At 59.0% G+C, this 26858-nt stretch carries 28 protein-coding genes; 10 read left to right on the top strand and 18 right to left on the bottom strand.

Annotated elements, in window-relative coordinates; translation table 11 throughout:
- The first annotated feature begins 2 nt into the window (after positions 1 to 2).
- From bufB to ACWJI3_RS06450, 8 genes are all read left to right on the top strand, one after another.
- Positions 3 to 827 (top strand): MNIO family bufferin maturase, encoded by an 825-nt coding sequence (gene bufB / locus ACWJI3_RS06415; RefSeq protein ID WP_480203232.1) that lies wholly within the window; start codon positions 3 to 5, stop codon positions 825 to 827.
- A complete protein-coding gene (locus ACWJI3_RS06420) occupies positions 800 to 1633 on the top strand; it encodes an HvfC/BufC N-terminal domain-containing protein (protein ID WP_480203233.1) in 834 nt (277 codons plus the stop codon). Before bufB ends, ACWJI3_RS06420 begins: the two co-directional genes overlap by 28 nt.
- 212 nt (positions 1634 to 1845) lie before the next feature.
- Positions 1846 to 2223: a helix-turn-helix domain-containing protein gene (locus tag ACWJI3_RS06425; RefSeq protein ID WP_480203234.1), complete on the top strand. Its 378-nt coding sequence runs from the start codon at positions 1846 to 1848 to the stop codon at positions 2221 to 2223.
- Positions 2220 to 3485 (top strand): type II toxin-antitoxin system HipA family toxin, encoded by a 1266-nt coding sequence (locus ACWJI3_RS06430; RefSeq protein WP_480203235.1) that lies wholly within the window; start codon positions 2220 to 2222, stop codon positions 3483 to 3485. The genes ACWJI3_RS06425 and ACWJI3_RS06430 overlap by 4 nt, the downstream gene beginning before the upstream one ends.
- 63 nt (positions 3486 to 3548) lie before the next feature.
- Entirely contained in the window at positions 3549 to 4100 is a 552-nt protein-coding gene (locus ACWJI3_RS06435) for a hypothetical protein (protein WP_480203236.1), read from the top strand.
- Between the two features lie 465 nt (positions 4101 to 4565).
- On the top strand, positions 4566 to 7193 hold the full coding sequence (locus tag ACWJI3_RS06440; protein ID WP_480203237.1) for a tellurite resistance TerB family protein: 2628 nt from the start codon (positions 4566 to 4568) through the stop codon (positions 7191 to 7193).
- Entirely contained in the window at positions 7190 to 8527 is a 1338-nt protein-coding gene (locus ACWJI3_RS06445; RefSeq protein ID WP_480203238.1) for an ATP-binding protein, read from the top strand. Before ACWJI3_RS06440 ends, ACWJI3_RS06445 begins: the two co-directional genes overlap by 4 nt.
- On the top strand, positions 8520 to 10721 hold the full coding sequence (locus ACWJI3_RS06450) for a DEAD/DEAH box helicase (protein WP_480203239.1): 2202 nt from the start codon (positions 8520 to 8522) through the stop codon (positions 10719 to 10721). The genes ACWJI3_RS06445 and ACWJI3_RS06450 overlap by 8 nt, the downstream gene beginning before the upstream one ends.
- Positions 10722 to 10942: 221 nt before the next feature.
- On the opposite strand, the gene ACWJI3_RS06455 is transcribed toward ACWJI3_RS06450, so the two are convergent.
- Entirely contained in the window at positions 10943 to 11398 is a 456-nt protein-coding gene (locus ACWJI3_RS06455) for a CHAT domain-containing protein (RefSeq protein ID WP_480203240.1), read from the bottom strand.
- 18 nt (positions 11399 to 11416) lie between these two features.
- On the bottom strand, positions 11417 to 11998 hold the full coding sequence (locus ACWJI3_RS06460) for a hypothetical protein (protein WP_480203241.1): 582 nt from the start codon (positions 11996 to 11998) through the stop codon (positions 11417 to 11419).
- A 291-nt stretch (positions 11999 to 12289) separates the two neighbouring features.
- Between ACWJI3_RS06460 and ACWJI3_RS06465 the strand changes: the two genes are divergently transcribed.
- On the top strand, positions 12290 to 12838 hold the full coding sequence (locus ACWJI3_RS06465) for a hypothetical protein (protein ID WP_480203242.1): 549 nt from the start codon (positions 12290 to 12292) through the stop codon (positions 12836 to 12838).
- A 221-nt stretch (positions 12839 to 13059) separates the two neighbouring features.
- Here the strand turns inward: ACWJI3_RS06465 and ACWJI3_RS06470 are convergent, their stop codons facing one another.
- The 8 genes from ACWJI3_RS06470 to ACWJI3_RS06505 form a co-directional block, all read right to left on the bottom strand.
- A complete protein-coding gene (locus ACWJI3_RS06470; RefSeq protein ID WP_480203243.1) occupies positions 13060 to 14040 on the bottom strand; it encodes a DUF3644 domain-containing protein in 981 nt (326 codons plus the stop codon).
- Positions 14041 to 14137: 97 nt separating this feature from the next.
- Entirely contained in the window at positions 14138 to 15163 is a 1026-nt protein-coding gene (locus tag ACWJI3_RS06475) for a hypothetical protein (RefSeq protein WP_480203244.1), read from the bottom strand.
- 385 nt (positions 15164 to 15548) lie between these two features.
- Entirely contained in the window at positions 15549 to 15932 is a 384-nt protein-coding gene (locus ACWJI3_RS06480; RefSeq protein WP_480203245.1) for a 2OG-Fe(II) oxygenase, read from the bottom strand.
- A 119-nt stretch (positions 15933 to 16051) separates the two neighbouring features.
- A complete protein-coding gene (locus ACWJI3_RS06485) occupies positions 16052 to 16750 on the bottom strand; it encodes a Coq4 family protein (RefSeq protein WP_480203246.1) in 699 nt (232 codons plus the stop codon).
- A complete protein-coding gene (locus ACWJI3_RS06490) occupies positions 16747 to 16917 on the bottom strand; it encodes a hypothetical protein (RefSeq protein ID WP_480203247.1) in 171 nt (56 codons plus the stop codon). Before ACWJI3_RS06490 ends, ACWJI3_RS06485 begins: the two co-directional genes overlap by 4 nt.
- Positions 16918 to 17080: 163 nt before the next feature.
- The gene (locus tag ACWJI3_RS06495) at positions 17081 to 17389 is read right to left on the bottom strand and encodes a nucleotidyltransferase family protein (RefSeq protein WP_480203248.1); all 309 of its coding nucleotides are present in this window, start codon (positions 17387 to 17389) and stop codon (positions 17081 to 17083) included.
- Between the two features lie 125 nt (positions 17390 to 17514).
- Positions 17515 to 17913, bottom strand: coding sequence for an SRPBCC family protein (locus tag ACWJI3_RS06500; protein WP_480203249.1), 399 nt, complete (start codon positions 17911 to 17913; stop codon positions 17515 to 17517).
- Positions 17914 to 17998: 85 nt separating this feature from the next.
- Entirely contained in the window at positions 17999 to 18358 is a 360-nt protein-coding gene (locus ACWJI3_RS06505; RefSeq protein ID WP_480203250.1) for a winged helix-turn-helix transcriptional regulator, read from the bottom strand.
- A 113-nt stretch (positions 18359 to 18471) separates the two neighbouring features.
- Between ACWJI3_RS06505 and ACWJI3_RS06510 the strand changes: the two genes are divergently transcribed.
- The gene (locus tag ACWJI3_RS06510; RefSeq protein WP_255100214.1) at positions 18472 to 19317 is read left to right on the top strand and encodes an SDR family NAD(P)-dependent oxidoreductase; all 846 of its coding nucleotides are present in this window, start codon (positions 18472 to 18474) and stop codon (positions 19315 to 19317) included.
- Between the two features lie 159 nt (positions 19318 to 19476).
- Here ACWJI3_RS06510 and ACWJI3_RS06515 read toward each other — a convergent pair whose 3' ends face one another.
- From ACWJI3_RS06515 to ACWJI3_RS06550, 8 genes are all read right to left on the bottom strand, one after another.
- A complete protein-coding gene (locus ACWJI3_RS06515) occupies positions 19477 to 19755 on the bottom strand; it encodes a BrnA antitoxin family protein (RefSeq protein ID WP_399220106.1) in 279 nt (92 codons plus the stop codon).
- Complete coding sequence (locus ACWJI3_RS06520; protein ID WP_255100213.1) at positions 19742 to 20041, bottom strand: BrnT family toxin; 300 nt, start codon at positions 20039 to 20041, stop codon at positions 19742 to 19744. The genes ACWJI3_RS06515 and ACWJI3_RS06520 overlap by 14 nt, the downstream gene beginning before the upstream one ends.
- A 123-nt stretch (positions 20042 to 20164) precedes the next feature.
- Entirely contained in the window at positions 20165 to 20824 is a 660-nt protein-coding gene (locus ACWJI3_RS06525; protein WP_480203251.1) for a 2OG-Fe(II) oxygenase, read from the bottom strand.
- Positions 20821 to 21297: a protein phosphatase gene (locus ACWJI3_RS06530; protein WP_480203252.1), complete on the bottom strand. Its 477-nt coding sequence runs from the start codon at positions 21295 to 21297 to the stop codon at positions 20821 to 20823. The genes ACWJI3_RS06525 and ACWJI3_RS06530 overlap by 4 nt, the downstream gene beginning before the upstream one ends.
- Complete coding sequence (locus tag ACWJI3_RS06535; protein WP_480203253.1) at positions 21298 to 22410, bottom strand: inorganic phosphate transporter; 1113 nt, start codon at positions 22408 to 22410, stop codon at positions 21298 to 21300.
- Between the two features lie 15 nt (positions 22411 to 22425).
- Positions 22426 to 23088 (bottom strand): DUF47 domain-containing protein, encoded by a 663-nt coding sequence (locus tag ACWJI3_RS06540; RefSeq protein WP_094512167.1) that lies wholly within the window; start codon positions 23086 to 23088, stop codon positions 22426 to 22428.
- A gap of 71 nt (positions 23089 to 23159) precedes the next feature.
- Positions 23160 to 26348: an SNF2-related protein gene (locus tag ACWJI3_RS06545; RefSeq protein WP_480203254.1), complete on the bottom strand. Its 3189-nt coding sequence runs from the start codon at positions 26346 to 26348 to the stop codon at positions 23160 to 23162.
- Between the two features lie 21 nt (positions 26349 to 26369).
- Entirely contained in the window at positions 26370 to 26822 is a 453-nt protein-coding gene (locus tag ACWJI3_RS06550; RefSeq protein ID WP_261346351.1) for a hypothetical protein, read from the bottom strand.
- Positions 26823 to 26858: the final 36 nt, after the last annotated feature.

The following is a 26858-nucleotide window of genomic DNA, read 5'->3' on the forward strand; positions in this document are numbered from 1 at the left end:
CCGTGACGACGCTTCAAGGGGTGGGCCTGGGCCTGCGTTCCCAGCACTACGCCACGATCTTGAGCACAACGCCGCCGATCGGCTGGTTCGAGGCGCTTTCCGACAACTACCTCGGCGGGGGGCTGCCGCTGCACCATCTCTGCCTGATCCGGGAGCGCTATCCGCTCACGCTGCATGGCGTGGGCCTGTCGATCGGCTCCGCCGATGGGCTGAATTGGGACTATCTGCAGCGGTTGAAAGCCCTGGCCGAACGGGTCGAGCCTGTGCACGTCTCCGATCATCTGGCCTGGGTGTCGTGCGACGGGCACTACTTCAACGATCTGGCCCCCTTGCCCTACACCGAGCCGGTGCTGATCTACGTGGCTGATCGCATCCAGCAGGTGCAGGAGTTTCTCGGACGGCGACTCCTGATCGAGAACCTTTCGCCCTACCTGCAGTTTGCCGGCAACGACTTCAGCGAATGGCAGTTCCTTGCCGAGCTGGCCAGGCGGGCCGACTGCGACCTGCTGCTGGATGTGAATAATGTGTATGTGAATGCGGCCAATCACGGCTTTGACCCGCTGGACTATCTGGCAGCCCTGCCAGTGGAGCGGGTGAAGGAGATTCACCTGGCGGGTTATGAGCAGCAGGGTTCCTTTCTGTTTGACACGCACGGCCGGCCGGTGCAACCCGGCGTGTGGGCGCTGTATCGCCAGGTCCTTGAACGCTTTGGCCCGGTGCCCACCTTGATCGAATGGGACACCGACATCCCCAGCTTCGATCAACTCCTCGACGAAGCCCATAAAGCTGAGCAGTGCTTATGCCAACGCCAGCTCCAGGCGATCTGATCCAGCTGCAGCTGTTGTTCCACGCAGCGATCAGCGGCGGGGGGGATCCGGCCAGCCTGAAGGCGCTGGCGCCGCGGCTGCTCTGCACCGGCAGCCTCAGTGTGCAGGAGGGAATCGCCGCCTATCAAGGTAGCGTGAAGGGCAAGTTGCTCCGTTGCCTGCAGGAGATCTATCCCGTCAGTGAGCGCCTGGTGGGTGAGCCCTTCTTTGCGGCCATGGCCAGCCGCTACGCGAGCGCGCACGCTTCCACCTCACCGGATCTGGGGGATTACGGCGGCGAGCTGCCGGCCTTTCTGCGTGCCTTCACACCTGCCGATGGGTTGCCCTACCTGGCCGATGTGGCCCAGCTGGAATGGCACTGGCACCGGGTGTTCAACGCCCCCGATGAGCACGGACTCGACCTCACAGCCCTCTCCGGCGTGGCTCCAGAGCAGTGGGAGCACCTGGTGTTCCAGCTGCCTCAAGCCAGTGCGCTGCTGGCCTCGGCCTATCCGGTGGACCGGATCTGGGCCGCCAACCAGCCAGACGCCACGAATTCCGAACCGATTGATCTGGATCTGGGTGGCGCGACGCTCCTCATCTGGAGGGATGGCGTGGACACGCGCATGGAGCGGCTTGATGCTGGAGCGTGGCAGCTGTTGCAGGGTTTTGCCGCCAGAACGACCTTTGGCAAGCTCTGCAGTGAGCTGGATTCAGGCAGGAACCCAGTGGAGGCGGATGGGCAGGGGCGCGTGGATGCCGCTGTGTTGCTGCCGATGGTGGTGGCGCGCGGTTGGGTGAATGGGTTTGAGGTGGGCTGCGGCTGATGACCCGTCGGTGGGGAGTCGCCGGAGTTCATGGTCTGAACGGGTGTCCCTCTGGGGGGGGCGCCCGCTATGTAAGCGAGCACGCTTCCACCTCACCGGATCTGGGGGGTGACGGCGCCGGAACTGCGAGAAAGTTGCCTGCACGCATCCGATTCAATGCAAGAAGTCCGCCATTATGGACATTTGCTCTGGAGAATGTCCATAATGGCTAAATGCCAAGCAAGTCCCCGGTCGTCTTCCCGCAGGAGCAAAGGCTGCTTTCCCAGTTGGGCGAGCGGCTGAGGCTCGCACGCCTGCGGCGCAAGCTGAGCAACGCCGTCGTGGCGCAGAGGGCCGGCATCTCCAGAACGTCGCTCTACAAAGTGGAGGCGGGCGACCCGGGAGCCACCTTGGGCACTTACCTGCGCGTGATGGCGGTCCTCGGCCTTGAAGCCGACTTCAATGCTTTGGCGGCAGACGACAAGGTAGGCCGCAGGTTGCAAGACCTGGTCTTCAAACCGCCCGCATCACTGGCGCGGCGCAGACAAGCCTCCGCCGATGCACCCAAGGCTCCTGGCGGCCGCGCGAACGGCACGGGGAACTCATCATGAGCGGCCAGGACAACGCCGTAGAGGTCTGGCTCGACTGTGACCTGGGGCCGCCATGCCGGGTCGGGACCCTGGCGCATGACCGTGGGCAGATCCGCTTCCAATACGAACAAGCGTGGCTAAACGACGCCCGCGCGTTCTCGATCGACCCGGACCTGACGCTGGACAAAGCACCGTTCTTTCCCAATCCCGAGTTGGGTAACTTCGGCATCTTTCTGGACTCATCGCCGGACCGTTGGGGCCAGACATTGATGAAGCGTCGCGAGGCCCTGCAAGCGAAGGACGAGAAACGTCCTCCGCGGACGCTGTACTCGTGGGACTTCCTGCTCGGAGTCCAGGACTTCACCCGGCAAGGCGGCCTGCGCTTTCGGGGGGTCGGAACGCAGGAGTTCCTGGGCAACGAGACGATGGCCGCACCGCCCGTCACCACGCTGCGGGATCTGGAGGCGGTCGCGTATCAGCTCAGCGACCGGCGCATCGACGACCTGGACGCGCTGCGAAAGTGGTTGGCCGTGCTGGTTGCACCGGGTGCGTCCTTGGGTGGTGCACGCCCGAAAGCCAACTTTAAGGACGCAGACGGTTCGCTTTGGATCGGCAAGTTCCCGGCGCGAAACGACGACCGGGACGTCGGCGCCTGGGAACACGTCGTGCACGACTTGGCGCAGAAAGCCGGCGTGGACGTGCCACAAGCCAAGGTCGTGCGGTTGAGCAACGCGTTCCATACGTTCTGCGTGCAGCGCTTCGACCGCGCCAAGGGCATGCGGCGCTTCTATGCCTCCGCGATGACCTTGCTTCGCAAGGAGCAGAGCGAGGGCGCAAGCTATCTGGAACTGGCCCAGCTCCTTCGGACGCGAGGCGATGGTGCGCATACGAGTGCTGACCTGGAGCAGTTGTTCCGCCGCGTCGCATTCAATGTGGCGATCGGCAATCGCGACGACCATCTACGCAACCACGGATTTGTGCTGGCCGATAACGGCTGGCGTCTCGCACCTGCATTCGACGTGAACCCCAACGTCGATAAGGCCGAACACGTCCTCAACATCGACGACTCGGACAACCGGCCGAGTCTCACAACGGTGCTATCCACCGCGCTGTTCTATGGGCTGGATGAAGAACGCGGAGGGCAGATTGTTGAGGATGTTGTGAGTGCCATCGATGGATGGAAGCTCGCGGCAAAGAAGGCCGGCATCGCGCGTAGCGATATCGAACTCACCGGCAGCGCGTTCTCTGCGCATGCGGAGTACAGGTCAGGCTCTGCAGCTTGACGCGTCAGCCGATCGCTCGCCATCACCTGGCCGGAAGAGGCCTTGGGGCATCCAAGGGCTCCTTTGGAGATCTATCCCATCTGTGAGCGCCTGGTGGGGGAGCCCTTCTTTGCTGCCATGGCCGGCCGCTACGCGAGCGCGCACGCTTCCACCTCACCTTCACCCCAATGGCACCGGGTGTTCAATGCCCCCGATGAGAACGGCCTCGACCTGACGGCCCTCTCCCGCGTGGCTCCAGAGCAGTGGGAGCACCTGGTGTTCCAGCTGTCTCAAGCCAGTGCGCTGCTGGCCTCGGCCTATCCGGTGGACCTGATCTGGGCCGCTAACCAGCCAGACGCCACGGATTCCAAACCAATTGATCTGGATCAGGGCGGCGCGACGCTCCTCATCTGGAGAGATGGCGTGAACACGCGGATGGAGCGGCTTGACGCTGGAGCGTGGCAGCAGTCGCAGGGTTTTGCTGCCCGAACCTGCTTTGGAAAACTCTGCAGCGGGCTGGATTCAGGCAGCAACTCGCTGGAGGCGGATGGGCAAGTGCGAGTGGATGCCGCTGTGTTGCTGCCGATGGTTGTGGCTCGCGGTTGGGTGAGTGGGTTTGAGGTGGGCTGCAGTTGATGACCCATAGGCGGGGAGTTGCTGGGGGTCATGGACTGAGTGGGTGTCCCGTGACCATCAGGTTGATGGGTGGAGGTGAATTCGGGGCGAGGCTGTATTCCATGCACATGGGCAGCATGGAGGCCCGAAACGTTTTTCAGGAGTCTCCCGGCTGTGTAGTGGCGCCTGCTTAATCGATCGTCAATGAGCGGAGCTTGATTCAAGCGGCCTACGGATAATGGAAGATCTTGCTTTGATACCCTGCCCTTGTCGGAGAGGTTCTGGGGTGTCTGAAAGGATTAGGTCTTCTTATGATTTGAGAGAAGGGTGAGCCTGGAGAGCTTGTCAGCGAGAGAATAGCCGCAAGAAAGCGATATAGGCCTCATGGCTCGGTGTCTCCAAACACCAGGGCGATCCAGAGCCACATAGACACTAGAATTGCGATCTTGACAAACAGATCGGGACCAGCCGCAGGAGGCTAAGGCATTGAACAAAGGCAACAACACGGGAAATGGAGTGGCAGTAATCGCTGCATCCCTCGGTGTGGGTCTTCTACTGCTGTCTATCCCGCAAGTAGTGCTGATCTTCATTGGCTTGTTAGCGCTGGTCGGCTTCCTCGTCTATTTATCTTCCAAGCCCAAGAGTAAAGATTCAAGCGGCAGCAAGCCACAAGCCGAGCAAAAACCACTTCCCTCGCCCGAACGAGCAGCGACGCCCCTACCTCCACCGCCCCCACCACCGCCACCTGTTCAGGAGGCTATAAGCAAAACACTTCAGCAGGAGTCACGAATTAATGATGTTGCCGAGCGAACACAAGTAGAGCCTTCCCGAGAGAACTTGCTGAATGGAGATAATCCATTGCCGGCAGAGGCTTTGCTGCTTGAGGAGCCGGCTCTAGTAGAACCACTTGGCGTAAAAGGAACTGGGCCGCTGGCTGTTCAGATAACAGGCACACCCACTCCTTTGCCCCTCAAGCAGGATGACCGTGATGATCCCGTAAGTGTTGGATATGCCCAGCCATCTACTCGGGTCACCTTCAAGGTTCCTAGAGCGCCTGAAAGCCACAGGAAAGGCCGATGGGTCCCTTTTGGAGAGTCAGTGACCATCAAGAGCATAGCCATCCCAGGTGGCATGATCTATGTTGGCAGCAGCTTGAGGAATGATAACGGTCTAATCGACCCCTGTCTTATTGATCCGACGAAGCCTATTGCGCAGGAGGGCGACTACACCGAAAGGCAAATGGGCTATTGGCCCAGTTACTCGGATATCTCTTCTAGTGCTCGTCGCGCTTACCTTGACTGGCTATCGGGTGGCCGCAGTGATCCAGCTGCGGACATTGGATTTGTCTTCCTGTTCTTTTATGGGCTTGAGCGTCGAGCAATCGTCGACGCTTTATGCGATGAGTCTGCAAAAGAAGACTTGCCTATCATTGCTGCTGAACTGAGGCGTCTTCTTGCTATCTACGGCGGCAAGTCAAATTCATTTTATGGATATGCCAGCGAGTTCCTAGATTGGATAACACTGTCCTCATGCACCTCACGTCTCTATGAGCAGCCCCTGCCACAACTAAGGAAATCATTTCATCTGCCTCTTCACATTCGCCTCGCACTTGGACAAGCAGCGAAGGACGGTAAACCAGTACCATCTACCCTGGCTCTGGGTTGGGCGAAATTAGAGCGGAATGTTACTTTGCGAACGCCAGCGATTCGCTGCCCAGAAGAGTTTGATCAGCTTTTCCAAGTGAAGTATGCTGAATTGTTTGATCAAGGCCTTGTTCTTCCTCGCAACAAGACAAGACTGAAGGCTGTATATCGTCCTGCTTCTGCGGGGTTCCGTTCAGGAAGTTCACTCATCAAGGTCTTCGATGATATTCCTGATGTCACGATGCTTGCCGCGCCACTCAAGAAGATTCAAGAAGTTGTGGAAGCATCTACCAAGGATCTTGAGCCATTCAGCAGGCTGATAGCGAGAAACCCATCGGTAAAGAATACGTTTGAAGGGCTGCTTCGGCTTCCATCATCTCTTTGGCCTGAGAGTTCGAAGAAAAGGCTTCTGCAGCTTAAGAATAGAGTTGGAGCAGGATTGCTATCGATCACGTACCAGGAAGCTCTCTGCTCACTGTTTGAAGAGGCATCAGCAAGTAAAGACTCCATAGTGCCTCTGGCACGGATCCTTGAGTCTGCCTGCGTAGGAGTTGAGCCCAATGTGCTTACCGGTGCAAAGCCCCCTAAGCCAGACGAACAAATCGTTCTCTTTGCAATGCCTTCCTCTGAAGTACCTACGCGTTTAGACGGACCATTCTTGCTTGCTGAGCTCACTCTCCAACTCGCATCTGCCGTGGCTGCAGCCGATGGCGACTTCAGCGTGGGAGAGGCAGAGCATCTGCGCGAGCAAGTAAACTCTTGGGGTCATCTTACCCAAGGGCAGAAGTGTAGGCTCTTGGCCCACATCGAGTTGCTCTCAGGGGCGCCGATGCCACTGGCTCCACTCAAGAAGAAAATTGAAAGATTTGCTATCAGTGACAGAGAGATGATCGCCGAGTCAATGGTAACAGTTGCACATGTGGACGGAGAGGTTTCCCCAGATACCATTCGGATTCTTGAAAAGATCTACAAGGTCCTAGGCGTAAGCGCATCGAAGGTGTTTTCTGACTTACACGTTGCTGCTTCTGAGTCAGAAGAGTCCAAGCCACAAGCTACCAAAGCAGTAGAGCAAGACGGTCGCTTTACCCTTAATCGCGAGCGGATTGCTGCTCGGCAAGCGGATACGGAAAAGGTTCAAGTATTGCTCGCTACTATCTTTAACGATTCTGACGAGCCCGAAGCGGAGACTGTTGAAGCCCCCAAGCCGCCTGATCTTCCAACCGATGCAGCATCTGCTGGGACGCTGCTGGGCCTTGACCAAGCTCATTCCTCACTGGCTCTGAGGATGGTGACAAGGCAAGAGTGGAGCCGCGAAGAACTGCTCCAGGTGGCTGCAGAGCTTGACCTAATGCTTGACGGCGCGTTGGAGCATATCAATGATGCAGCATTTGAAACCTTTGACATGCCGCTTATCGAAAGCGATGATCCCATAGTGCTCAATGCTGAGCTTCTGGGTATACTCATCAAATGAATCCAGTCATTAGGCCCAAGGACCGTGGCACGGTTCTTCAAGCATTGCGCGCAGGCGTTGTCCCTAGAACTGGCCAACACCTCATACAGGTCGGGCGCAACAGCGAGATACAGTCGCTCGTCGCCGATATCGACCGCACTGCTGATGGTGGATCAACATTTCGCCTAGTTATCGGCGAGTACGGCTCAGGAAAGACTTTCTTCCTGAACCTCGTGCGTTCCGTGGCAATGGAGAAGAAGCTGGTTGTTGCGAGCGCCGACCTTAATCCTGATCGGCGTCTCCAAGCAAGCGGGGGCCAAGCCCGATCGTTGTATGCCGAGCTCATGCGGAGCCTCTCCACACGCACAAAGCCAGATGGTGGAGCACTTGGCGGGATCGTGGAGAAGTTCATTTCAACAGCGAGGCTGGAGGCCAAGGCCAGTGGACAGAGCACTGAAGCTATCTTGAGCCAGAAGCTCGATCAGTTAATTGAACTGGTCAACGGGTATGACTTTGCCAGTGTGATTGCTGCCTACTGTCGTGGATTTGAAGAAGGTGACGAGCAACTCAAGTCTGACGCGATTAGGTGGCTTCGAGGGGAGTTCTCTACCAAGACCGACGCGAAGAAGGCGCTCGGTGTTCGAGCAATTGTTGATGACGCTACGATTTATGATCAGCTAAAGTTGATGGCCCGTTTCATTCGCCTTGCAGGCTTTTCTGGCTTGTTGGTTGGCTTAGATGAAATGGTCAATCTGTACAAGCTCGCGAATACACAGGCTCGTAACTCAAATTACGAGCAGATACTGCGCATCCTTAACGACTCCCTCCAAGGCGACTCGGTTGGACTGGGTTTCATCTTGAGTGGCACACCTGAGTTCCTATTGGATCCGCGACGGGGGCTTTATAGCTACCCGGCGCTTCAGAGCCGACTGGCGCAGAATACATTCGCGACCAATGGCTTGGTTGATTTCAGTGGCCCAGTTCTTCGGCTCTCCAGCCTTACCCAAGAAGACTTCTTTATCCTGCTTCAGAAGATTCTTGACCTCTATGCTTCTGGCGACAAGGAGAAATACTTGCTTCCCGAGCAAGGAGTGGAGCGCTTTATGGAGCATTGCCACAAGCGTATAGGTGAAGCTTATTTCCGAACACCAAGAACAACAATAACGGCATTTCTCAGTCTCCTTGCAGTCTTGGAACAGAATCCTGAAGCTTCCTGGGAGCAACTGGTCGGTTCAGTTGAAGTTCTTTCTGACCCAGGTGGAGCGGCCGATCATGAGGTGATTCCTGATGCTGGCGATGAGTTTGCCTCATTTAAGCTCTCGCCTGCTACACCAAGCGCTGATTTAAGTGTCTGAGTCCAGTTCCTTTCTGAAGCTTGATGAACGCATCCAACAGTTCATCTGGGCTGAAGGGTGGGAGGAGCTTCGCGATGCCCAGGAACTGGCTATTCCACCCATCATCAACTGTGATCGCGATGTAATTGTGGCGGCAGCTACTGCAGCTGGCAAGACAGAAGCAGCCTTTTTGCCAGCGCTGTCTGTTTTGCTAAAGAGTAGCAAACCTGGTTTAGTTGTTTATATCAGTCCGCTTAAGGCCCTGATCAATGATCAGTTTGCGCGGCTTGATCGACTGTGTGAGCAGCTAGAGATTCCTGTGTGGCCATGGCATGGCGACATCTCCTCATCTACCAAAATGCGCTTTCTGGATAAGCGAGAAGGCGTCCTCCTAATCACTCCAGAGTCCCTGGAAGCGCTGCTGTGCAATAGAGGAACCTCAGTCTCGGCAATATTTGAGCACTTGCGTTTCCTTGTCATTGATGAGCTCCATGCCTTCATCGGTTCCGAGCGAGGCAAGCAGCTTCAGTCGCTCATGCATCGAGTAGAGAGCGTCATTCACAGATCAGTTCCCCGGATCGGCCTGTCCGCGACGCTGGGGGACATGCGGTTGGCCTCTGACTTCTTGCGGCCATGCAAAGGTGATGACGTGGTCTTAGTGCAGTCGAAGACCGCAACTGGAGAGATCAAAATCCTAGTGAAGGGCTTTGAAGAACCCCTGGTTGTTGAGCAAGAAGATGGCGATGAACAGCCAGAGCCAATTACACCCGGCCAAGTTGCAGCCCACTTGTTTAGGGCGCTCCGAGGCTCTAACAATCTCGTGTTTCCCAATTCACGATCCGGGGTTGAAGAATATACTCACCTGCTGAATGAGATGTGTGACGAAAACTTGGTGCCGATGGAGTTCTGGCCTCATCACGGCAACCTAGCAAAGGAAATTCGTTTAGAGGCAGAGACTGCACTTAAGCAGAAGGAAATGCCAGCCACTGGCATTTGTACAAATACCCTTGAACTTGGTATTGATATTGGTGCTGTAAAGAGTGTGGCTCAGATTGGTCCTCCACCGTCGGTGGCAAGTCTTCGTCAGAGGCTTGGACGATCAGGGCGCAGAAAGGGTGAGCCGGCCATCCTGCGTGGCTATTGCATTGAAGAGGCTATTGGGGGGGGATCGTCGATTTGTACTGAATTGAGGCTTCAGTTCCTCCAAATGACCGCAATGATCTCTTTGCTGTTGGAAGGTTGGTTTGAACCTCCAATTTCTCATGGAGCTCACCTCTCTACACTGATCCAGCAGATATTGTCGTTTATCGCTCAAAATGGTGGTTCGACGATTCAAGGGCTCTACGCTTTGTACTGTGCTCCTTCTGCCCCATTCACGGGTTTGTCCAAGGACGACTTTATTGGGCTAATTCGTAACTTAGGTGATAAGGGGCTTTTGATCCAAGATTCCGCTGGGACACTGCTTCATGGCCCCGCAGGTGAAAAGCGTGTTAACCACTATACATTCTATTCGGCCTTTGTTAGTCAAGAAGAGTTTCGAATTGTCAGTGGTGGACGTACCTTGGGGACCCTGCCCGTTTCCCAGGCTCTAGGCATTGGCCAAAGAATTCTGTTCGCGGGTAAAACTTGGATAGTTGAAGAGGTAGATGAGGAGCAACATACTATCTTCGTTGTGCCTGCTCGTGGAGGTGCTCCGCCATTGTTTTCTGGCGGTTTTGGTCGAACCCATACAAATGTACGGCTTCGCATGCGGCAGCTGCTGGAGTCTACCGAGATCCCGCTTTATCTCGATGATGCCGCCAAGCGGTTTCTAGCGGAAGCGCGGAGAAATTATGCGAGGCGGAATCTATCGCATGAAGTAATGGTGGACCAAGGGGATACACTTCTCCTGTTGACATGGCTCGGTGATGCTGCCAATGAGGCTATTGCATGCCTGCTTAGCTGCCATGGCTTTCCTGCGAATGCTGCCGGACCTGGTGTTGAAGTCCGCAAGGGCCAGCGATCAATTCCAGAAATCTTTCAAGCTCTACGCGATATAGCGGATGAGCAGGTGCCGGACCTCGACATTCTTCTGGCTGATGCAAAGAACTTGCAGCGAGAGAAGTGGGATTGGGCTCTTCCTGCCTGGCTACTGCGAAAGGCATATGCGAGTCTCTATCTTGATCTTGGTGAAGCTGTGGCCTGGATTAAGGCCGTAAAGAATGTTATTTCCTGAACCTCTGGCTGAAGTTGTGCGACAGGTCAGCGGTCTGTATCCTGCGGCATTATTGACACCCTGAGAGCTGCCAGATTGGCTGAGACCTAACGGATCCTTTGAATGATCCAGATCAGCGGCGGGCAGTTACCGAGGTCTTGCAGATTAAGTTAAGGTTCCCGTCCGCTGCATCTGGTTGTTCGACAGCTAAACAGCCTGCAGAGGGGGGAACAGGATCAACTTTAAGATGGCTTAAGGCTTACCAGAGTGAGCCCGTCACCATCAAGCCCTGGTGCCACGAATAACTCAGGTGTGTTCTCCTCCGGGATTCCCTCCAGCATCATCGCCGCACGCGCTTGCTGGAACGCTCGTGTGATCGAGTGCCCGAACCCGATAGCCGAATAGAACTGCGCTGCGAAGACTCGTGCTGCATTATCACCGATCGCTGCATTCATCCCGATTGCAGCAGGGATATGAGTAACGACCGCTTCAGCCTGTCCTCGAGAATAGCAAGCATTGAAGAAGACAAGCTGTATATCGTCGGACGCAGCAGCAAGCGTCTGAACAATCGCCTTCTTGGATACAGGTTTGGAATTCCCAGAATTATCTTGAAAAATGATCTCGTCCTGATTTGAGCCATGGCCGCTGAAGTGAACAATGCCAGGGCGGCATTCATTGATTGCTTGAAGTACATCCAAGGGACGTACAGCCCAACGCTACTCCAACCGCACAGAGTCACGATGCTCTGCCTTTCTAATCATTTCTCCAATCGATCGAACTTCTTCATCAAGCCTAAGCTCCGCTTGATCTAGTGGATTTGCAGCTAAGAACAGCACTGTTATAGTCTCAGGTGGTTGCTGCAGCTTCTCAAGCGTCGAAAGGGCTATGTTGTGGAGTCGTGTATGTTGATCCAACTTGCTTCGTATCGTCGTTAATGCTCGCTGATTTTCGCGTGCGGCACGCTGCTGGTCCTCTGTGCGTCGCTTGTCGAGCTGTCTCTCCGCGTCGCTGAGCCGACGATGAGCATCATTGAGTTTCCCCTGCTTCTGGGCAATCCGGTTTTCAATATCAGCAACGTTTTGCTGAGATCGAACGGCGTTAGCTTCGTATCTTTGCGCCTCGCGGATTTTGGACTGGACAGTGGAAATGCTTGTTGATCTACGAGCCGCATCTGCCGCTGTACCAGCTTTTTTAGTCTCTGACGCCGCCTTGGCCACCTCACGAGCCTTCATCTGTTGAAGCTGTGCAATCTCCTTCTGATATCGCTGAACTTCGCGTCGGTAGCTGTCTGGATTCATGGAGAAATGAGTTGCATACTTTCAGAATACAAGTGGCGTGTGAGGTCCGGCGAACGCTCGCCATCACCGGGCCGCAAGGGGATCCGAATTTAGACAAGACCTCATATGGTGGGAGCTTAGGTGAATGGCGATGTTCGACAGCACGTCAATGTGTGCAAATCTGTTTAACGCATCAGCTTAGGTGAGGCTTGAAATGGCATGCAGGCTATTGCTCACAACTTATGCCAAATGTTTGCCGCCCTTCGCCAAGCCCTGTGTCGTAATATTCACTGATTCATTCTGAGGTGATCAGTGACCGACGAGGAACTGCAACGTCGAAGTGAGGCTGCATATTCTGAGCTTTACATCTCCCTTGGTAGATGTGCTGTCCGACTTCAGTTTGTCGAACTTGCGCTCACTCAGCTGCTGGCAGTCATTGCGATTACAGATAAGCCTGGCATGGATCACACGCCTAGAGGATTACGACTAGACACCGTGCAACAAGGATTCAGAAGAAAGACACTTGGGCAATTAGTAGGCGAGATACAGAACCTATCGGCTAGTCCCTCCTCACCGCTGACCGATGAATTCCGTGAGCAAGTGAGACACCTAAACAAGAAACGCATATGGGCTATCCATTCGTGCACTGACGAGATTGATGAGGAGATTGTTGATGATGACACCCGGCATGCCTTTTGCAACAGAATCGACGAAGTCACTTTCGATGCGGGCCAACTACAGGAGCGCATCGCCACTTTATTGGCTGACTTCCTTGCTCGCCAAGGAGTTGACGTGGATGGCGCAAGGGAACGCGCCAACGCTAGAATTAAGAATGCAATGGGAGTCAGCTTCGAAACATAGACGAAGAAGGCAATGGCGCGAGGCCATCCATTCTTGATGAGGCTTGCTCCTTGATAATTGCAGCAGACCATCAAGGCTGGTTGTTCTCTATATCCTTTGAGCTGTTATTCTATCGCGTTACTCCCTGAGCAGCCTGTCGAACGCTGCCCCTGAGTGGCAGGCGGGGTGGCTTTGGTGGCGAAGCAGAGAGCTGTTGGCTGCCTGTCCACTCAAGGGGCCTGTTAGATCATCCTTTTGCAATAGTCCTCATCAAGCTTGTGAAGAATAGCCTCTGAGTAAAACCACTTTTTGCTGCTCTTCGGATTGCCTGGATCAAGAAACCGCATCTTGGCATACTTTAAATCCGCCTCAAGAGCTTTCTTGGTTGCAAAGAACTTCTTGTCAAGCTTAAAGTCTGAGTATCGTTTCTTGCACTCGTTAACAAGCTCGTCGTACGTCAGTCGGTATTTCTGCCTAATCTGCTCTTCTGTCAGGGTTATCGGAGTAGCTCCTGGATCGCCTGACAGCTGAACCTGCAGTGCATCCTTAACTTTTGATCTACTAAAGGTTACGTTGACGTTGACTGCAACGCTATATCGCTCCTTCGGGTCATTGGCTGAGTCGGCTGAATCAATATACTTGACAAGATTTGCTTCTTCCTTGGAGAGGACAATCCCATCTACAGATGAGGGAGGCGCCACAAAGGAAAGGGGCATTAGAAAAAAGTTAAACTCTGTTAGATCCTCGTCAAACCAGTCTTTGATAGCAGAGACATAGTTTTTGACCGATGCAGACCCTACCTCCTGAAGCCTCCTAGAGAACAGGTAACTCTTATTGTAAAAGTGAACTGCATTGTCGCGTATCTCAATCACAGCAAGTATGTTCTGCCATGCAGCCTTGTTCATCAAGCCCTGCGAAAGCAATTGCGATCCGAGATACTCAAGGCTGTGAGTAAATGGATTTCCGCTCCGAGTAAGCTTGATTCTTTCCTGCTTGCCTTTGGTCCCATCCTTCTTGGTAATCTTCTCGTAGACATATAGGCTCTTGATCTTGTTTGAGTTCTGCTTCAGCCAATACGCCTTGATCAGGAGCTCCCATGAATTAACGCTAAGCACGCTGAATGTTTCTTCGCGATACTTGAAATCTGGCTTGTTATAGATTTCGATTGCGGCAATCATTGCTAAAACACTTTTGTCAACCAATTCAAGGCATCGTGCTCTCATGGTGAATTCTGAGTAGTTCTAACGCTCACGATCAGAAGCATGCAGGTATCTTGAGAAGTGATGGTATCCTCTTGCTCCCACCCTCTGCATCTTGATGTTAGATTTCTAAGCGGAGTGCAATAAACTCGCTCTCATCCCATTGAGGATTCCTCCGCAGGTTCTCAATCGTAGACCTAAGAAACTTCTTTCTCGTGTCAGGATTATCATTACTTGTTTCGAGGTAGCCAATGAAGCAAGTTATGGCATCCAACAAGACTGTTGCATCGCCAACAAGGTTTTGGATCGAATCAAATCCAAGAAATCGCCAGTATACGTTTGTCCCAAAATACTTTCCAAAGAACTCGCCTAAAACGGAATTCCATACTGCTTGTATCCCTATCTCAACCAAGCCTTCTAAGGGAAAGCTAGTCAGATACGATTGTAGACTAGGTGGTGCACTTGGCTGGAACATCAATGAGGACCAGTCAAGGCTGGAGAGCCTTTCCCTGTTTGCTTGGAGAAACGGTAGAAGCTCCAGGGCATTGCTCGTAGGAATATCCAAATCAATCTCAAGTTCTTTAATGAATAGATAAACAGCTCCGCCCGTACCACGCAGTAGTTGCAGGACTGCTTGCCGAAGTGCTTTGAACTGAAGTATGGCCCGCCTCAGCTCCTGTTCTGCAACTACTGATGGCTCCTTTTCAAGGACAGTCAAGACTGGTGACTTGAATACTTTGACGCCTGATTCATAGTCTTTGATTAGCTTGACGATGTAGTCTTCTAGCTCGGGGTATCGTAGGGGTGAGTATTCCATGGTATAAAATGTAGAAATGTCAAAAATGCGACTATTATCTGATGACTGTTCTCGAAATAAAATCACAGGCTTTGATGTAGTGGATAGGCGAATACCGAGCTCGAACATTACATTCGGATTCCCGTGCTCGCCAGACAGGTCGCATAAAACAATATCGGCAGCATATACAGAGCGAATGATCTGAGAATTGATATCAAAGCTATCATCTGACCTGCTCACCCTGTACTGATGCCTAAGATCTCCGCATTCTTCAATCGCCTTTTTCAGGTTGCATGCATAGAAAATGTCAAGTTCTTCCTTCCTTCGTGTTGGGGTTTTGCTGAATGGCATGATCACAAAGACGTCTCGAACACGCATCGCTATCTAGGGATTGATTTCGTAAATCTAACGCTTAATGGGCGGGTCCGGTATCCAGGACTGGCAGTTATCTTTGACAGTATAAGCGCCCTCGCATTCCCTTCCTCTTGTCGTTAAATCCGCTGCGGAGCAACGGTTTTGCCCCTTGAAGCGAATGCGTGATGGGATCTTATGCGGATCCGTTAACCACCAGTTCGCTTTCATCCATTGGGAATGCTTGCCCCGCCGTTGCTTGGCTCGGTCCATCCCAAACGGCTGATCGGATGCCCACAGCTCAGCTCACACGTGGGTAGCCGGTCTTGGGCTGTTGGGTCACACCCCTCCCACCCATGCCAAAGCCTTCCCATCCCCCACCAACTCACCCTGCCGCAAGCCGAGCGATGTGATCCTCCCGCCGGCCAGCGTTGATCCAACCCGTGGCGATCGTTTTGGTGAGCTCGTTGCTCACCCGGCCGCGGTGGATGTGGGAGATGCCCGCCGGGAGGATCGCCAGGGTGCCTTTCCCGGGTTCCACGTGGTGGTCTTGCCAGTGGAATTCGGTGCCGCCGTCGGGCACGTCGTTGCAGTAGAGGATCCAGGCGAGCATGCGGCGGATCGGCTCGGTGGCTTCGTCGCTGGTGGTCCAGTCGCAGTGCCAGGCGTGGAAGGCTTCGCCGGGGGCGTAGTGCTGCAGGTTGAAGATCGGCAGCACGAACAGCGACTCGCTGCGGTCGATCGCCACCATGCTGATGGCGGTCGACACCTTGGCGGCCGCTGCAGGTCGGTGCGGCGCTTGTAGGAGGCGCAGATGCCCTCGGCGAGGGACTCAGCGGACCCGTCGGGGATGGGGACAGGGCAATTAGCCCATGGTCTGAAAGGGACTCAACTCAGCAGGGCCAGCTCCTCCGGGAACGGGGTCGCCGCCAGAAGCTCGACCAGCCCGAGCCGCTGACGCCAGGCGGCGATCGGCAGCGCCCAGCCTTCTTCCCAGCGCATCGCCAGCAGGGTGGGCCCCAGCCGGGCCACCTCCAGGCCGAAGCGAATGCCATTCCAGAGGCGCTCGTTCTCCTCGGGCACCTCGAAGCCGTGGAAGATCCAGGCTGTCAACACGGCGGCAGAGGCCGGCTGGCGCAGGGCCGAGGCGTAGTACGCCGAACCCGCGGCCTCACCGGGCACGTCCACGGGAATGGCCAGCACGGTGTGATGGATGTCATGGGTGAAGCGCAGCCGCTGTTGCAGGTAGGCGCCGGGGCCGTCCATGCCGGAGGTGTCCGGTGGTGGTGGCGCATGCAGCCCAAGCCGATCGAACCGCGCCTGGTAAAGCTGGCCGAGGCTGCCGTTCGGCAGGGAACGCAACTCCGGGGCCGAGGGCCAGGGACCCCAGTAGCGCTCGGCGGCGAGCGCGCTGAGGGCGGGATCCTCCAGCAACTGGGCCCGGCCCAGATCCCCCAGAGCCGAGCTGCCGAGGGCATCCAGCAGGGGCACCGCGTGGGGGAACACATGCTCCGGATCATGGGCCGTTTCGAGCAGGGCGATGGCGGCCCGCAGGGTGCGGCGGCGGAGGTCGGGATCGATCTTCATCGTGCGGGTGGAGCAGGGGCAGGGGACGACGCCAGCGGCCCCAGGTCATCCTCCTGGCTGCCGGTGTTGACCCAACCCGCAGCGATCGTTTTGGTGTGCTCGTGGCTGACGCGGCCGCGGTGCATGCGGGAGTTCCCCGCCGGGAAGATCACCAGGGTGCCTTTCACGGCTTCCACGTGGTGCTCCTGCCAGTGGAATCGGTGCCGCCGTGGGCATGTCGTTGCAGGTGAGGATCCAGGCCAGCAGGCGGCGGATCGGCTCGGTATGGATCCTTGGAATCTTGCAATCGAATCGCATGCATCGATGATGTCGTGGAGAGAAGCCGTTGGCTCACCCGGCATAGATCATCGTTTTTGTTTTCTCAATCTCGCGCGCAATGATTGGATTGCGCACGGCGCCGCTCATGACAAGATCTACCTTGGTGCCGAGTACTCTCTGCAGCTCTTCAAGCATCTCAAAATAAGCGTGGAATTGAGCGTGCCCACCCATTGGGGCAAATTCGACGAGAAGATCCACATCGCTTTCGCCTGATCGAAAATCGTCCCTAATGGCTGATCCAAACGCAAAAAGTTTCTGAACGCTGTACTTGCGACACAGCTCGGCGATGGCTTCTTCGTGATTGTCGAGAAGAGTTGTCATGTGCCGTCTCCTCAGCCATTCTATCTCAGGCAACAGGTTGGAGAGATTCTGGGTGGTTGGAGATCGGCTTCCCTGGTGTGGCGATCGCTGAGTCGGCAGGTCTGATCACCACTCCTTCGGCGCCTTCACGCCGATTCCATCAGCGTCTTCAACTCAGCAAGCTCCTTGTCCACAAGGGCTACCTGCTCTTCAAAGAACTGACGTGAGAAGGAAGGCGGCTGAAAGAAGGTGATCATGAATTCACAGCCACTGCCGTTGGCGACCAAGCGTGCTGGAACCGTCCAGCTTGCATCGGGAGAGTTGAAGTCATGATCGAGGGTGCCGAGGTCCTCATTGGGGCGGATACGCAGTTTGGCCATGCCAGCGGGGGTCTCCATGTCCCACCACGGGCTATCTGAGGGCTTCACAGACTTCAGGTTCACGATGGCCCATTTCGGCCAGTTGGCGGCATCTGCGAGGAAGGCGAAGACCTGCTCCTGCGGCGCGTCTATCGAAATGGTTTTCGTAATGGCGTATGCAATCATCAGTGAAACATACGTGGATCCGTCGTTACAGCCTAACGCCCGGCATTGGCTGATGGTTCATCGTGCCGTCCGTTGCCTGACGTTGTCAGGCGTCGTCAGCGTCCAAACTCCCGTTCGGGCTTGTTGTCGCTTGTGCCGAGTGCTTGACGCGTTGAGGCCCTGCGTTGGCTCCTTCAAAGTCGCTCTCCAGGTCATCCAGGGCGTCTATCACTTTGCGGAACTTGTTTCCGAATTCGGTAAGGGTGTATTCAACTCGCGGCGGCATCTCCGGGTACGACTGCTTGTCCAAGACATTGAACTCGACGAGTCGACGCAGGCAGTCGTTGAGCACCTTCGCCGAGAGCCCTTCGATGCTGCGCTCCATCTCGCCTGGGCGGTTCACTCCGAGCACCACGAGCTGCAGCACCGTTAGCGACCATTTGCAGCCGATGACAGTTTCAACCATCCTGCCAACGTGGCGAGGGGCCACGCGACGAGGCAGTTTCTTATCGCCTGATTTCATCGCCTGATTTCAACGTATGACACCACTTTGTTCCCACCCTACCAAATTGTGCCTGCTTGCTGGATGACGGCGTGGGCATCAGAGTTTTGCCAGCCAACATCCTTTTCACAATGAGCGATGCAGTGATGGACTTCTCAGGCAAGAAGCTCTTGGTCATCGGGGGAACGAGTGGTATTGGGAAGAAGGTCGCTCAGCTCGTTCTGCAGCGAGGGGGATCGGTGGTTGTGGTTGGGCACAGAGAGGATCACATCGATGCGGTCGTCAAGGAACTCGGCCCATTCGGGGTGATCAACACAGAAAAGGCCGATCTCACCAACGTTGCTGAAACGGACGACCTGCGCTCCCGGATCGAGAGCAAGCATGCAGACACGGACCTCCTTGTGAATGCTGCCGGGGTGTTCCTCCCCAGGACATTCCTTGAACACTCAGAAGCCGACTATGACAGCTACTTCAGCATCAATAAGTCGCTGTTCTTTATCACGCAGACAGTTGCGAAGACCATGGTGGTACGGAACCTCGGCGGCAGCATTGTGAACATTGGATCAATGTGGGCCAAACAGGCCATAGCCGCAACTCCATCCTCGGCCTACTCCATGGCAAAAGCTGGCCTTCACTCGCTGACCCAGCATCTCGCCATGGAGCTGGCTGGTGCTCATATCAGGGTCAATGCGGTGTCCCCCGCCGTTGTTGAGACAGCCATCTACGAGGCGTTCATTGACAAGGAGAAGGTCCACTCGACGCTTCAGGGGTTCAACGACTTCCACCCAATCGGACGTATCGGTAGTCCGAAGGACGTCGCTGAAACCATCTGCTTCCTGCTATCCGATCGAGCCTCTTGGGTGACAGGCGCGATCTGGGATGTGGACGGTGGAGTGATGGCCGGGAGAAATTCCTATCAGTGAGCCTGGTGGTGTCCGTTATGACGAAAGCCCCTGGCGGCGAACGGTTGTGAGTGGCACGCAGCCTCGCTCAAGAAGCAGCCGCCTAACGTTCCAGATCAGCGGCGGGCCATGACTTTTGCATAGCCGGCATCATTCGATCCCGTCTTCTGTATCTTGATGTTAGGCCCCCTTCGCATCGCCAGTAGAGTGAGCTTCGACATAATCCTTAAGCACAGCATCCATGCGAGCTTGCCAGCCAGCTCCTGAGGCTCTGAAATAGTCAATAACCTCAGGACTATATCGGATTGAAACAAGCTTCTTTTTATTCGCCAACTTTGGACGACCGCGCAGCACCCGAATAGGGACCATCGCGCTCATCTGCTCGTCTGTAAGCGGAAGGGCGTCAGGATCTGACTCCGCTGCCGCTGTAATCAACTTATCTTCCTCAAGTGTCGGCATCTTCAGGCTGATCTTCTTTAATGGCTTTGACATAGTGGCGGACCTCGCGGCGATTAGCTCTGCGTAGACTAATGATTCTCCTTGCCGGCTCGCGATCTACAAAGGCTACAAAAAAGAGTATGTCTCCAATTGGAGCCAAGGCAATCATCCTTGCTTCACCATAGTCAGCCCGATTATCAATCCAGACGAGTGCTGCATCCCAGTCGAGCTCAGCTGCGGCCGCCAAGGAGAGGCCGTGCTTGCTCAGATTGGTCGCGTCCTTGCCAGGGTCGAAATCAAACCGCACGCTTTATCGTAGCTACGAAAACACTACCCGTCAACTTTGGCTCAACGGGCGGCCTTCAGGCGGGCCTCATCCTGAATGGGAGGGTCCGGTATCCACGACAAAGCCTTCCCATCCCCCAGCCCCTCAGCCAGCCGCAAGCCGAGCGATGTAATCCTCCCGTTTACCGGCGTTGATCCAGCCGGTGGCGATCGTTTTGGTGTGCTCGTGGCTCACCCGGCCGCGGTGGATGTGGGAGATGCCCGCCGGGAAGATTGCCAGGGTGCCTTTCACGGCTTCCACGTGGTGGTCCTGCCAGTGGAATTCGGTGCCGCCGTCGGGCACGTCGTTGCAGTAGAGGATCCAGGCGAGCATGCGGCGGATCGGCTCGGTGGCTTCGTCGCTGGTGGTCCAGTCGCAGTGCCAGGCGTGGAAGGCTTCGCCGGGGGCGTAGCGCTGCAGGTTGAAGATCGGCAGCACGAACAGCGACTGCTCTGGCGCGCACTGGCGCAGCAGCGGACGCTCCTGCAGGTAACGCTCCAGCCCGGCGTTCACGCCGCGCACGATCACCTCAGCCAGGGCGAAGGCCTCTGGATCGCTGCGGTCGATCGCCACCAGGCTGATGTCGGTCGACACCTTGGCGGGGGTGGCGGCCGCACAGGTGGCAGCGGCAGCATCGGCGCCGGACTGCGGTTCGCCGAAGGCGACGCCGCGGCGTTGCAGGTCGGTGCGGCGCTCGTAGAAGGCGCAGATGCCGTCGGCGAGGGCCGCATAGCCGGCGTTGCGGTAGGTGCCGATCAGGTTCATGAGTGGGCAGCCTCGCTGGCTTGGGCCCAGGGCACGGCCACCAGGCCCTCCAGCTGCTGCCAGCCGGCTGGATCCGCCACCACCAGCGCGCTGAGCCCGACGCGGGCCAGCGCCTCGGCCACCCGCTCGGGCGGCAGCGCGCCAGCGCCGGGCAGGGGCAGCAGCACCACCTGCGGGTCGGCGGGATCGGCCAGCAGGCGCAGCTCCAGGTCCTCCAGCGTGCGCTCGAAGAAGGTCTGGCGCAGGGTGCGGGCCAGGGCGGGCCCCAGCGACGCCGCGAACTGGCGCAGGCCTGCGTCATCGCCGCTGCAGCCGCAGTTGAGTGCCAGCCAGATCATCAGCTTGGCCCAGCTTTCGGTGGTCCACAGCGGCGGAAAGCTGCTGCGGTGCTGGCGCACCAGCTCGCCGATCGCGAAGTGAAACAGCGCCGCCTGCAGCTGTTCAGGAGCGGATGCGGTGGGAGGGGCTGACATTCAGGGTGCAGCGGGACCTGCCGCCAACACTGCCACCGCCAGCGGCCGGCTCGCCTGGTACACCTCCTGGCCGAACACGTTCTGCACCACGAACAGCAGCACGAAACCGATCACCGCCGCGATCAGGGGCGTGGTGATCCAGCCGGAGGCGATGCCGCCCAGCACGCCCCAGCGGATCTGGCGCACCCCCTTCATGCCCTGCAGCAGGCCGATGCCCAGCACCGAGCCGATCACCGCCTGCGAGCCCGACACCGGCAGCAGCGGAATCGTGGGCAGCCCCCAGCCCGCCAGCAGGCTCTCCAGCGCCGTTGAGGAAAACAGAAACAGCACCAGCGAATGCGACACCACCACCACCAGCGCCGCCAGCGGCGAGAGGGTGAGCAGGCTGTCGCCCACGGTCATCATCACGCGGCGGGAATAGGTGTACACACCCACCGCCACGGCGATGGCGCCGATCAGAAACAACTGCTCCACCGACGACACCTCGAACGGCCCGAAGCTGAGATTGCGGAACGGCGACGCCTCCACGAAGAAGCCCATCACATTGCCGATGCCGTTGGCGCCGATTGCATAGGAGCCGAAGATCCCCGCCAGCAGCAGGCCGCTGCGGGTGTTGCGATCGAGCGAGAGCAGGTGGGGGCGGGTGAGGCTGATCCAGGCCACCAGCAGCTTGTACATCACCATCGCGAAGATCGCCCCGAGCACCGGCGACACCACCCAGGTGGCTGCAATCCGGCCCAGCGTGCCCAGGTCGGTGGGGGAACCGCTGAACAGGTTCCAGCCGATGATCGAGCCCACCACCGCCTGGCCGGTGGAAGCCGGCAGCCCCACGGCGCTCATCCAGGCCACCGTGAGTGCGGCCGCCAGGGCGGCGGTGAAAGCCCCCGGCAGGGCGTTGATCGCCCCCAGCTGGCTGAGCCCCTCGGCGGCGCCGCTGCCGCTCGTGACCGCCCCGATGATCACGAACGTGCTGCAGAGGAAGGCGGCGGTGGGGAAGCGGATCATCCGCGTGGCCACCGCGGTGCCGAAGGCGTTGGAGGCGTCGTTCGCGCCCATCGACCAGCCGAGAAACAGGCCGCTGGAGAGAAAGATGAGCGTGACGATCAGGGCCATGGTCAAGGCGGCGGCTCAGAGGGATCGCTTGATCGCGAAGATGGAGAGGTCGTCGCCGATGTTCTCCGCCTTGTCGGCCAGGCCATCGAGCATGGCCGCCGTTTCCCGCAGCAGCGTGCGCTGCTCGAAACTCAGATCGGCCGCCACGATCCGGCGCTTGAGCTTGTAGGCCAGTCGGTCGGTTTGGTCCTCGAACACCCGCACCTCGTTGAGGTGGTCGCGCACCGCCGCCGGTGTGCGGAAGAAGGTGCGCGCCGCCACCAGCACGGCCTGCACGCCGCGGACCGCCATCGCCGTGAGTTCGGCGAAATCGGCGCCGAATTCCGGCAGCCGCTGCGGTTGCACGATCATCAGCTCCTCGAAGTCGTCGCCCATGTCATCGAGCAGGGCGAACAGGCTGCCGAGCAGCCGCAGCACATCGCCGCGGGCATCAGGCAGCAGCATCTCGGTGTAGAGCATGGTCACGATCGTGCGGCGCAGTTCGCTGCAACGCCGTTTGATCTCGGTGAGCTGGTTGAGCTTCTCCAGGCAGATCGCTTCTTCTTCACTGCCGCAGAGATAGGCCTTCAGGCCCAGCTCCCCCACAATCACCCCCTCGGCGATCTTGTCGAGGAACTCGTCGATCAGGCCTTCCAGGAAGCGGGTCTTGCCGAACAGGGGTGGAGTTTCATTCGCCACCTGTCACCCTCTCCCCGATCCAGCCGTGCCTGCACCGTACCCGCTGCCGCCGAGCCCGACCACGGCGCCGTTCAGTCGTCGAGGGCCACCAGGTCGCGCAGCTGGCCGGGGTCGAGCCCGCCGAGCCATTCCTCGCCGCTGCCGATGATGTCTTCCGCCAGGCGGGATTTCTCGCGGATCATGCGGTCGATCTTTTCCTCCACCGAGCCGCTGGTGATGAACTTGTGCACCATCACCCGGTTGGTCTGGCCGATGCGGTAGGCACGGTCGGTGGCCTGGTTCTCCACCGCCGGGTTCCACCAGCGGTCGATGTGGAACACATGGCTGGCGCGCGTGAGGTTGAGGCCCACCCCACCGGCCTTCAACGACAGCAAAAACAGCTGCGGGCCGCGCGGATCCTCCTGGAAGCGATCCACCATTGCCTGCCGCTCGCTCTTGCTGCTGCTGCCATACAGGAACGGCACCTCCTGGCGGAAGCGCTGCTGCAGGTGGGCCTGCAGCAGGTGGCCCCATTCGGCGAACTGGGTGAACAGCAGCGCCCTATCGCCCGCTTCGATCACCTCCTCCACGATCTCGTCGAGGCGTTGCACCTTGGCGGAGCGGCTGGCGAAGCCGTTGCCCACGCCGGCTTCCTTCAGCGCCAGCGCCGGGTGGTTGCAGATCTGCTTCAGCCTGGTGAGCAGCGCCAGCACCTGGCCGTGCTTCTGGCCCAGCGGCGCCCGGGCGATGGTGTCGAGGCTGTCGTCCACCGTCTTGCGGTAGAGCGTCACCTGCTCCGGCGAGAGCCCCACCCACTCGTTCAGCTCCACCTTCTCGGGCAGGTCGGAGATGATCGATTTATCGGTCTTGAGGCGCCGCAGGATGAACGGCCCCACGCGCGCCTTGAGGTCGCGCAGGGAGGCGGTGTCGCCATAGCGCTCGATCGGCAGTCGGTAGCGCTGGCGGAAGAATTCCTCCTCGCCCAGCACGCGCGGGTTGAGGAAATCCATCAGCGCCCACAGCTCACTCACCCGGTTCTCCACCGGCGTGCCGGTGAGGGCGATGCGGAAGCGGCTCTGCTTGCCCGCCCGCGCCAGATCCCGCGCCGACTGGCTCTGCTTTGAGCTGGGGTTCTTGATCGCCTGCGCTTCATCGATCACCATCCCCTGCCAGTCGATCGCCGCCAGCAGTTCGTTGTCGCGTTGGAGCAGGCCGTAGCTGGTGAGCAGCAGATCCACCCCCTTGAGCGCCTTCTTCAGGGCGGCGTCGGTGGCGGGGCGGCGCGGCCCGTAGTGCTCGCGCACCTCCAGTTCGGGCGTGAAGGCCGCCGCCTCCCGCTTCCAGTTGGTGAGCACGGAGGTGGGCGCCACCAGCAGCACCGGCCGCTTCAGCTCCTGCTCCGCCTTGAGGTGCTGCAGGAAGGCCAGCAGCTGGATCGTCTTGCCCAGGCCCATGTCGTCGGCCAGGCAGGCGCCCTGGTCGAAGCGGTGCAGGAAGGCCAGCCAGCCCAGGCCCCGTTCCTGATACGGGCGCAGCTGGCCGGCGAATCCTTCCGGGGCGGGCAGCGGATCGGGGGCCTTCTGCTGGTGGTACTGCTCCAGCACCGCCTGCAGCCGTGGCCCCGCCGTGAAGCGGTGCACCGGCAGCCGCTGCAGCGTTTCCCCTTCGTTGCCCGTCACCCGCAGGGCGTCGTCGAGGCTGAGCGGTGGATCGAGGGCGCAGAACTTCTCGGCGTTGCGCAGATCGCCGGGCCGCAGCTCGATCCAGGCCCCCTTGTGCTGCACCAGCGGGCTGCGCTTGCCCGCCAGCCGCTCCAGATCGCGCAGGCTCAAGGTGACGCCGCCGATCATCAGCTCCCAAGTCCATTCGAGCGATTCGCCCAGGCTGAAACCGCGCGAACTGGGCGGCAGATCCGCCGTGATCGAGAGCCCCAGGCGGCTGGCCAGGCCGCCGCTCAGGCTCGGCGGCAGCACCACGCCCACGCCCACGTCGCGCAGGCGGGCGGCGGCGGTGCGCACCAGCACGAAGGCTTCGGCGGGGGTCAGCGCCATCTGCTCCGGCGTGGCCGTGTCGAGACCGCGCTCGATCGGCTCAAACACCTGCAGGGCCCGCCCCAGGCCTTCCAGCAACAGCTCACCCGGCTGCTGCACGGCAATTTCGCCCAGCTGCACGGTGCCGGCTCCGGCCGACCACACCGCTGTCGCCGCCATTTTCAGGCTCGGATCGGCTTCCCCCTGCAGGCTGAAGCGCAGCGGCCAGAGCTCGTCGCCTTCCGCCGGAATCTCCAGCTCCAGGCAGGTGTGGGCCGGCGCCACACGGCCGGCCACCGCTTCCCGCCAGTGGTGGGTGGCGGTGGCGAGCCGTTCCGCGTCCTCCGCCGACAGGTCGAGCCGCCCATCGCCGGGGCCGAGTGCCCGCTGCCAGGCCGCCAGCAGTGGATCGAGCCCCTCGGTGGCGGGGGTGAAGCTCTCGCGCATCTGGCCATCGAGCAGATCGGCGAGGATCGCCACCACCCGCAGCCGGCCGGATCCCGGCCGCCAGCAGGCCAGCGGCGCGGCGCCATTCCCGACGCCCATGCCGGCACCCAGACCACCGCCAGCACCTCCGCCACCGCCAGGGCCGTTGCCGGAGGGGGCCAGCGCCGCCACCGCCACCTGGGGCAGCTGCGCGGCCAGATCTTCCAGCCGGCGGCGATCCTCCTCCCGGTTCAGCAGCGGCACCCAGCGGGCCCGGCCACCTGCGCCGCCGGCGCTGGGCTCCACCTGGGGCAGCCAGCGGCCGCGGGCGATCAGGCTGAGCGCCCAGCGCTGCAGGTGGCTCCACCAGCGCAGTTCATCGGCCAGATCGGGGTGATGGCCGGAAAGGGGCAGCTGCCCCAGCCAGTCGGCGGCGGCGGCGGGCTTGAGCCAGAGGCCCTCCACCTGCCACGGCCACCAGCTGAGCGCTTTCGGGATCGGCTCACCGGCCTGCAGCGGCAGGCCACTCCAGGGGCCGCTGGCGCTGCTCTTGCTGCCGCGGGCGTTCTGGCTGCGGCTCGGCAGGGTGAGCGTGGCCACGGCGGGGCGGAAGGCCTCCGACCAGAGCTCGTGCTCCTCCAGCCAGGCGCCCAGGTCGTCCTGGTCGAGGCTGAGCGGGTGGGGCTCCGGCGTGCGTTTCGGCGTCACCGGCGCCGCCACCCGCCAGGTGTCGGCCCAGATCAGCAGACCGGGCCGGTCGAAGCTGCCCACCGTCGCCCCTGCGGCGATACCGGAAGTCAGCCAGGTGGCATGCAGCAGGCTCATGGCCGGGGGGTCAGGGCCTGATCAAGGCCGAAGTGCGGGCAGCAGACGCTGGGCACCTTGCAGCAGCAGGGCAGCGCCCGCGACAGGCAGCCAGAGGGGCAGCCAGGCACGGATCAGCGCCATCATCAACGACGACAGCCCCGGCGCCAGGCCCTGGCCCCACGCCAGCGGCCCGAACGGGGGCAGATCCAAGGCGGCGCCAAGGCTGAGGATGCCGCACACCGCCCCCACCAGCCCCGCCTGCAGGTGGCCGTCATCCGGGTCGACGCGCTGCAGGTGAAAGGCCAGCAGGCCATAGAAGAAGCCGCAGCCCCCGGCCCGCAGGGCCGGCTCCAGGCCCCCGCCCAGGCCGAGCGCCGCCGCCGCGCCCCCGGCCAGCAGCGCCCAGCTGATCGATTGCAGCCGCAGGCGTGCGCGGGGCTGTGGCGTTGGCCTGGGCTGCGCCGGAGGCTGGGGCTGGTCGGAGGCGGGCAGCACAGCGACGGCGGGGCGGGCGCAGCGTAAGGTGCC

Source organism: Marcopretia estuarina LEGE 06307 (assembly GCF_056633115.1).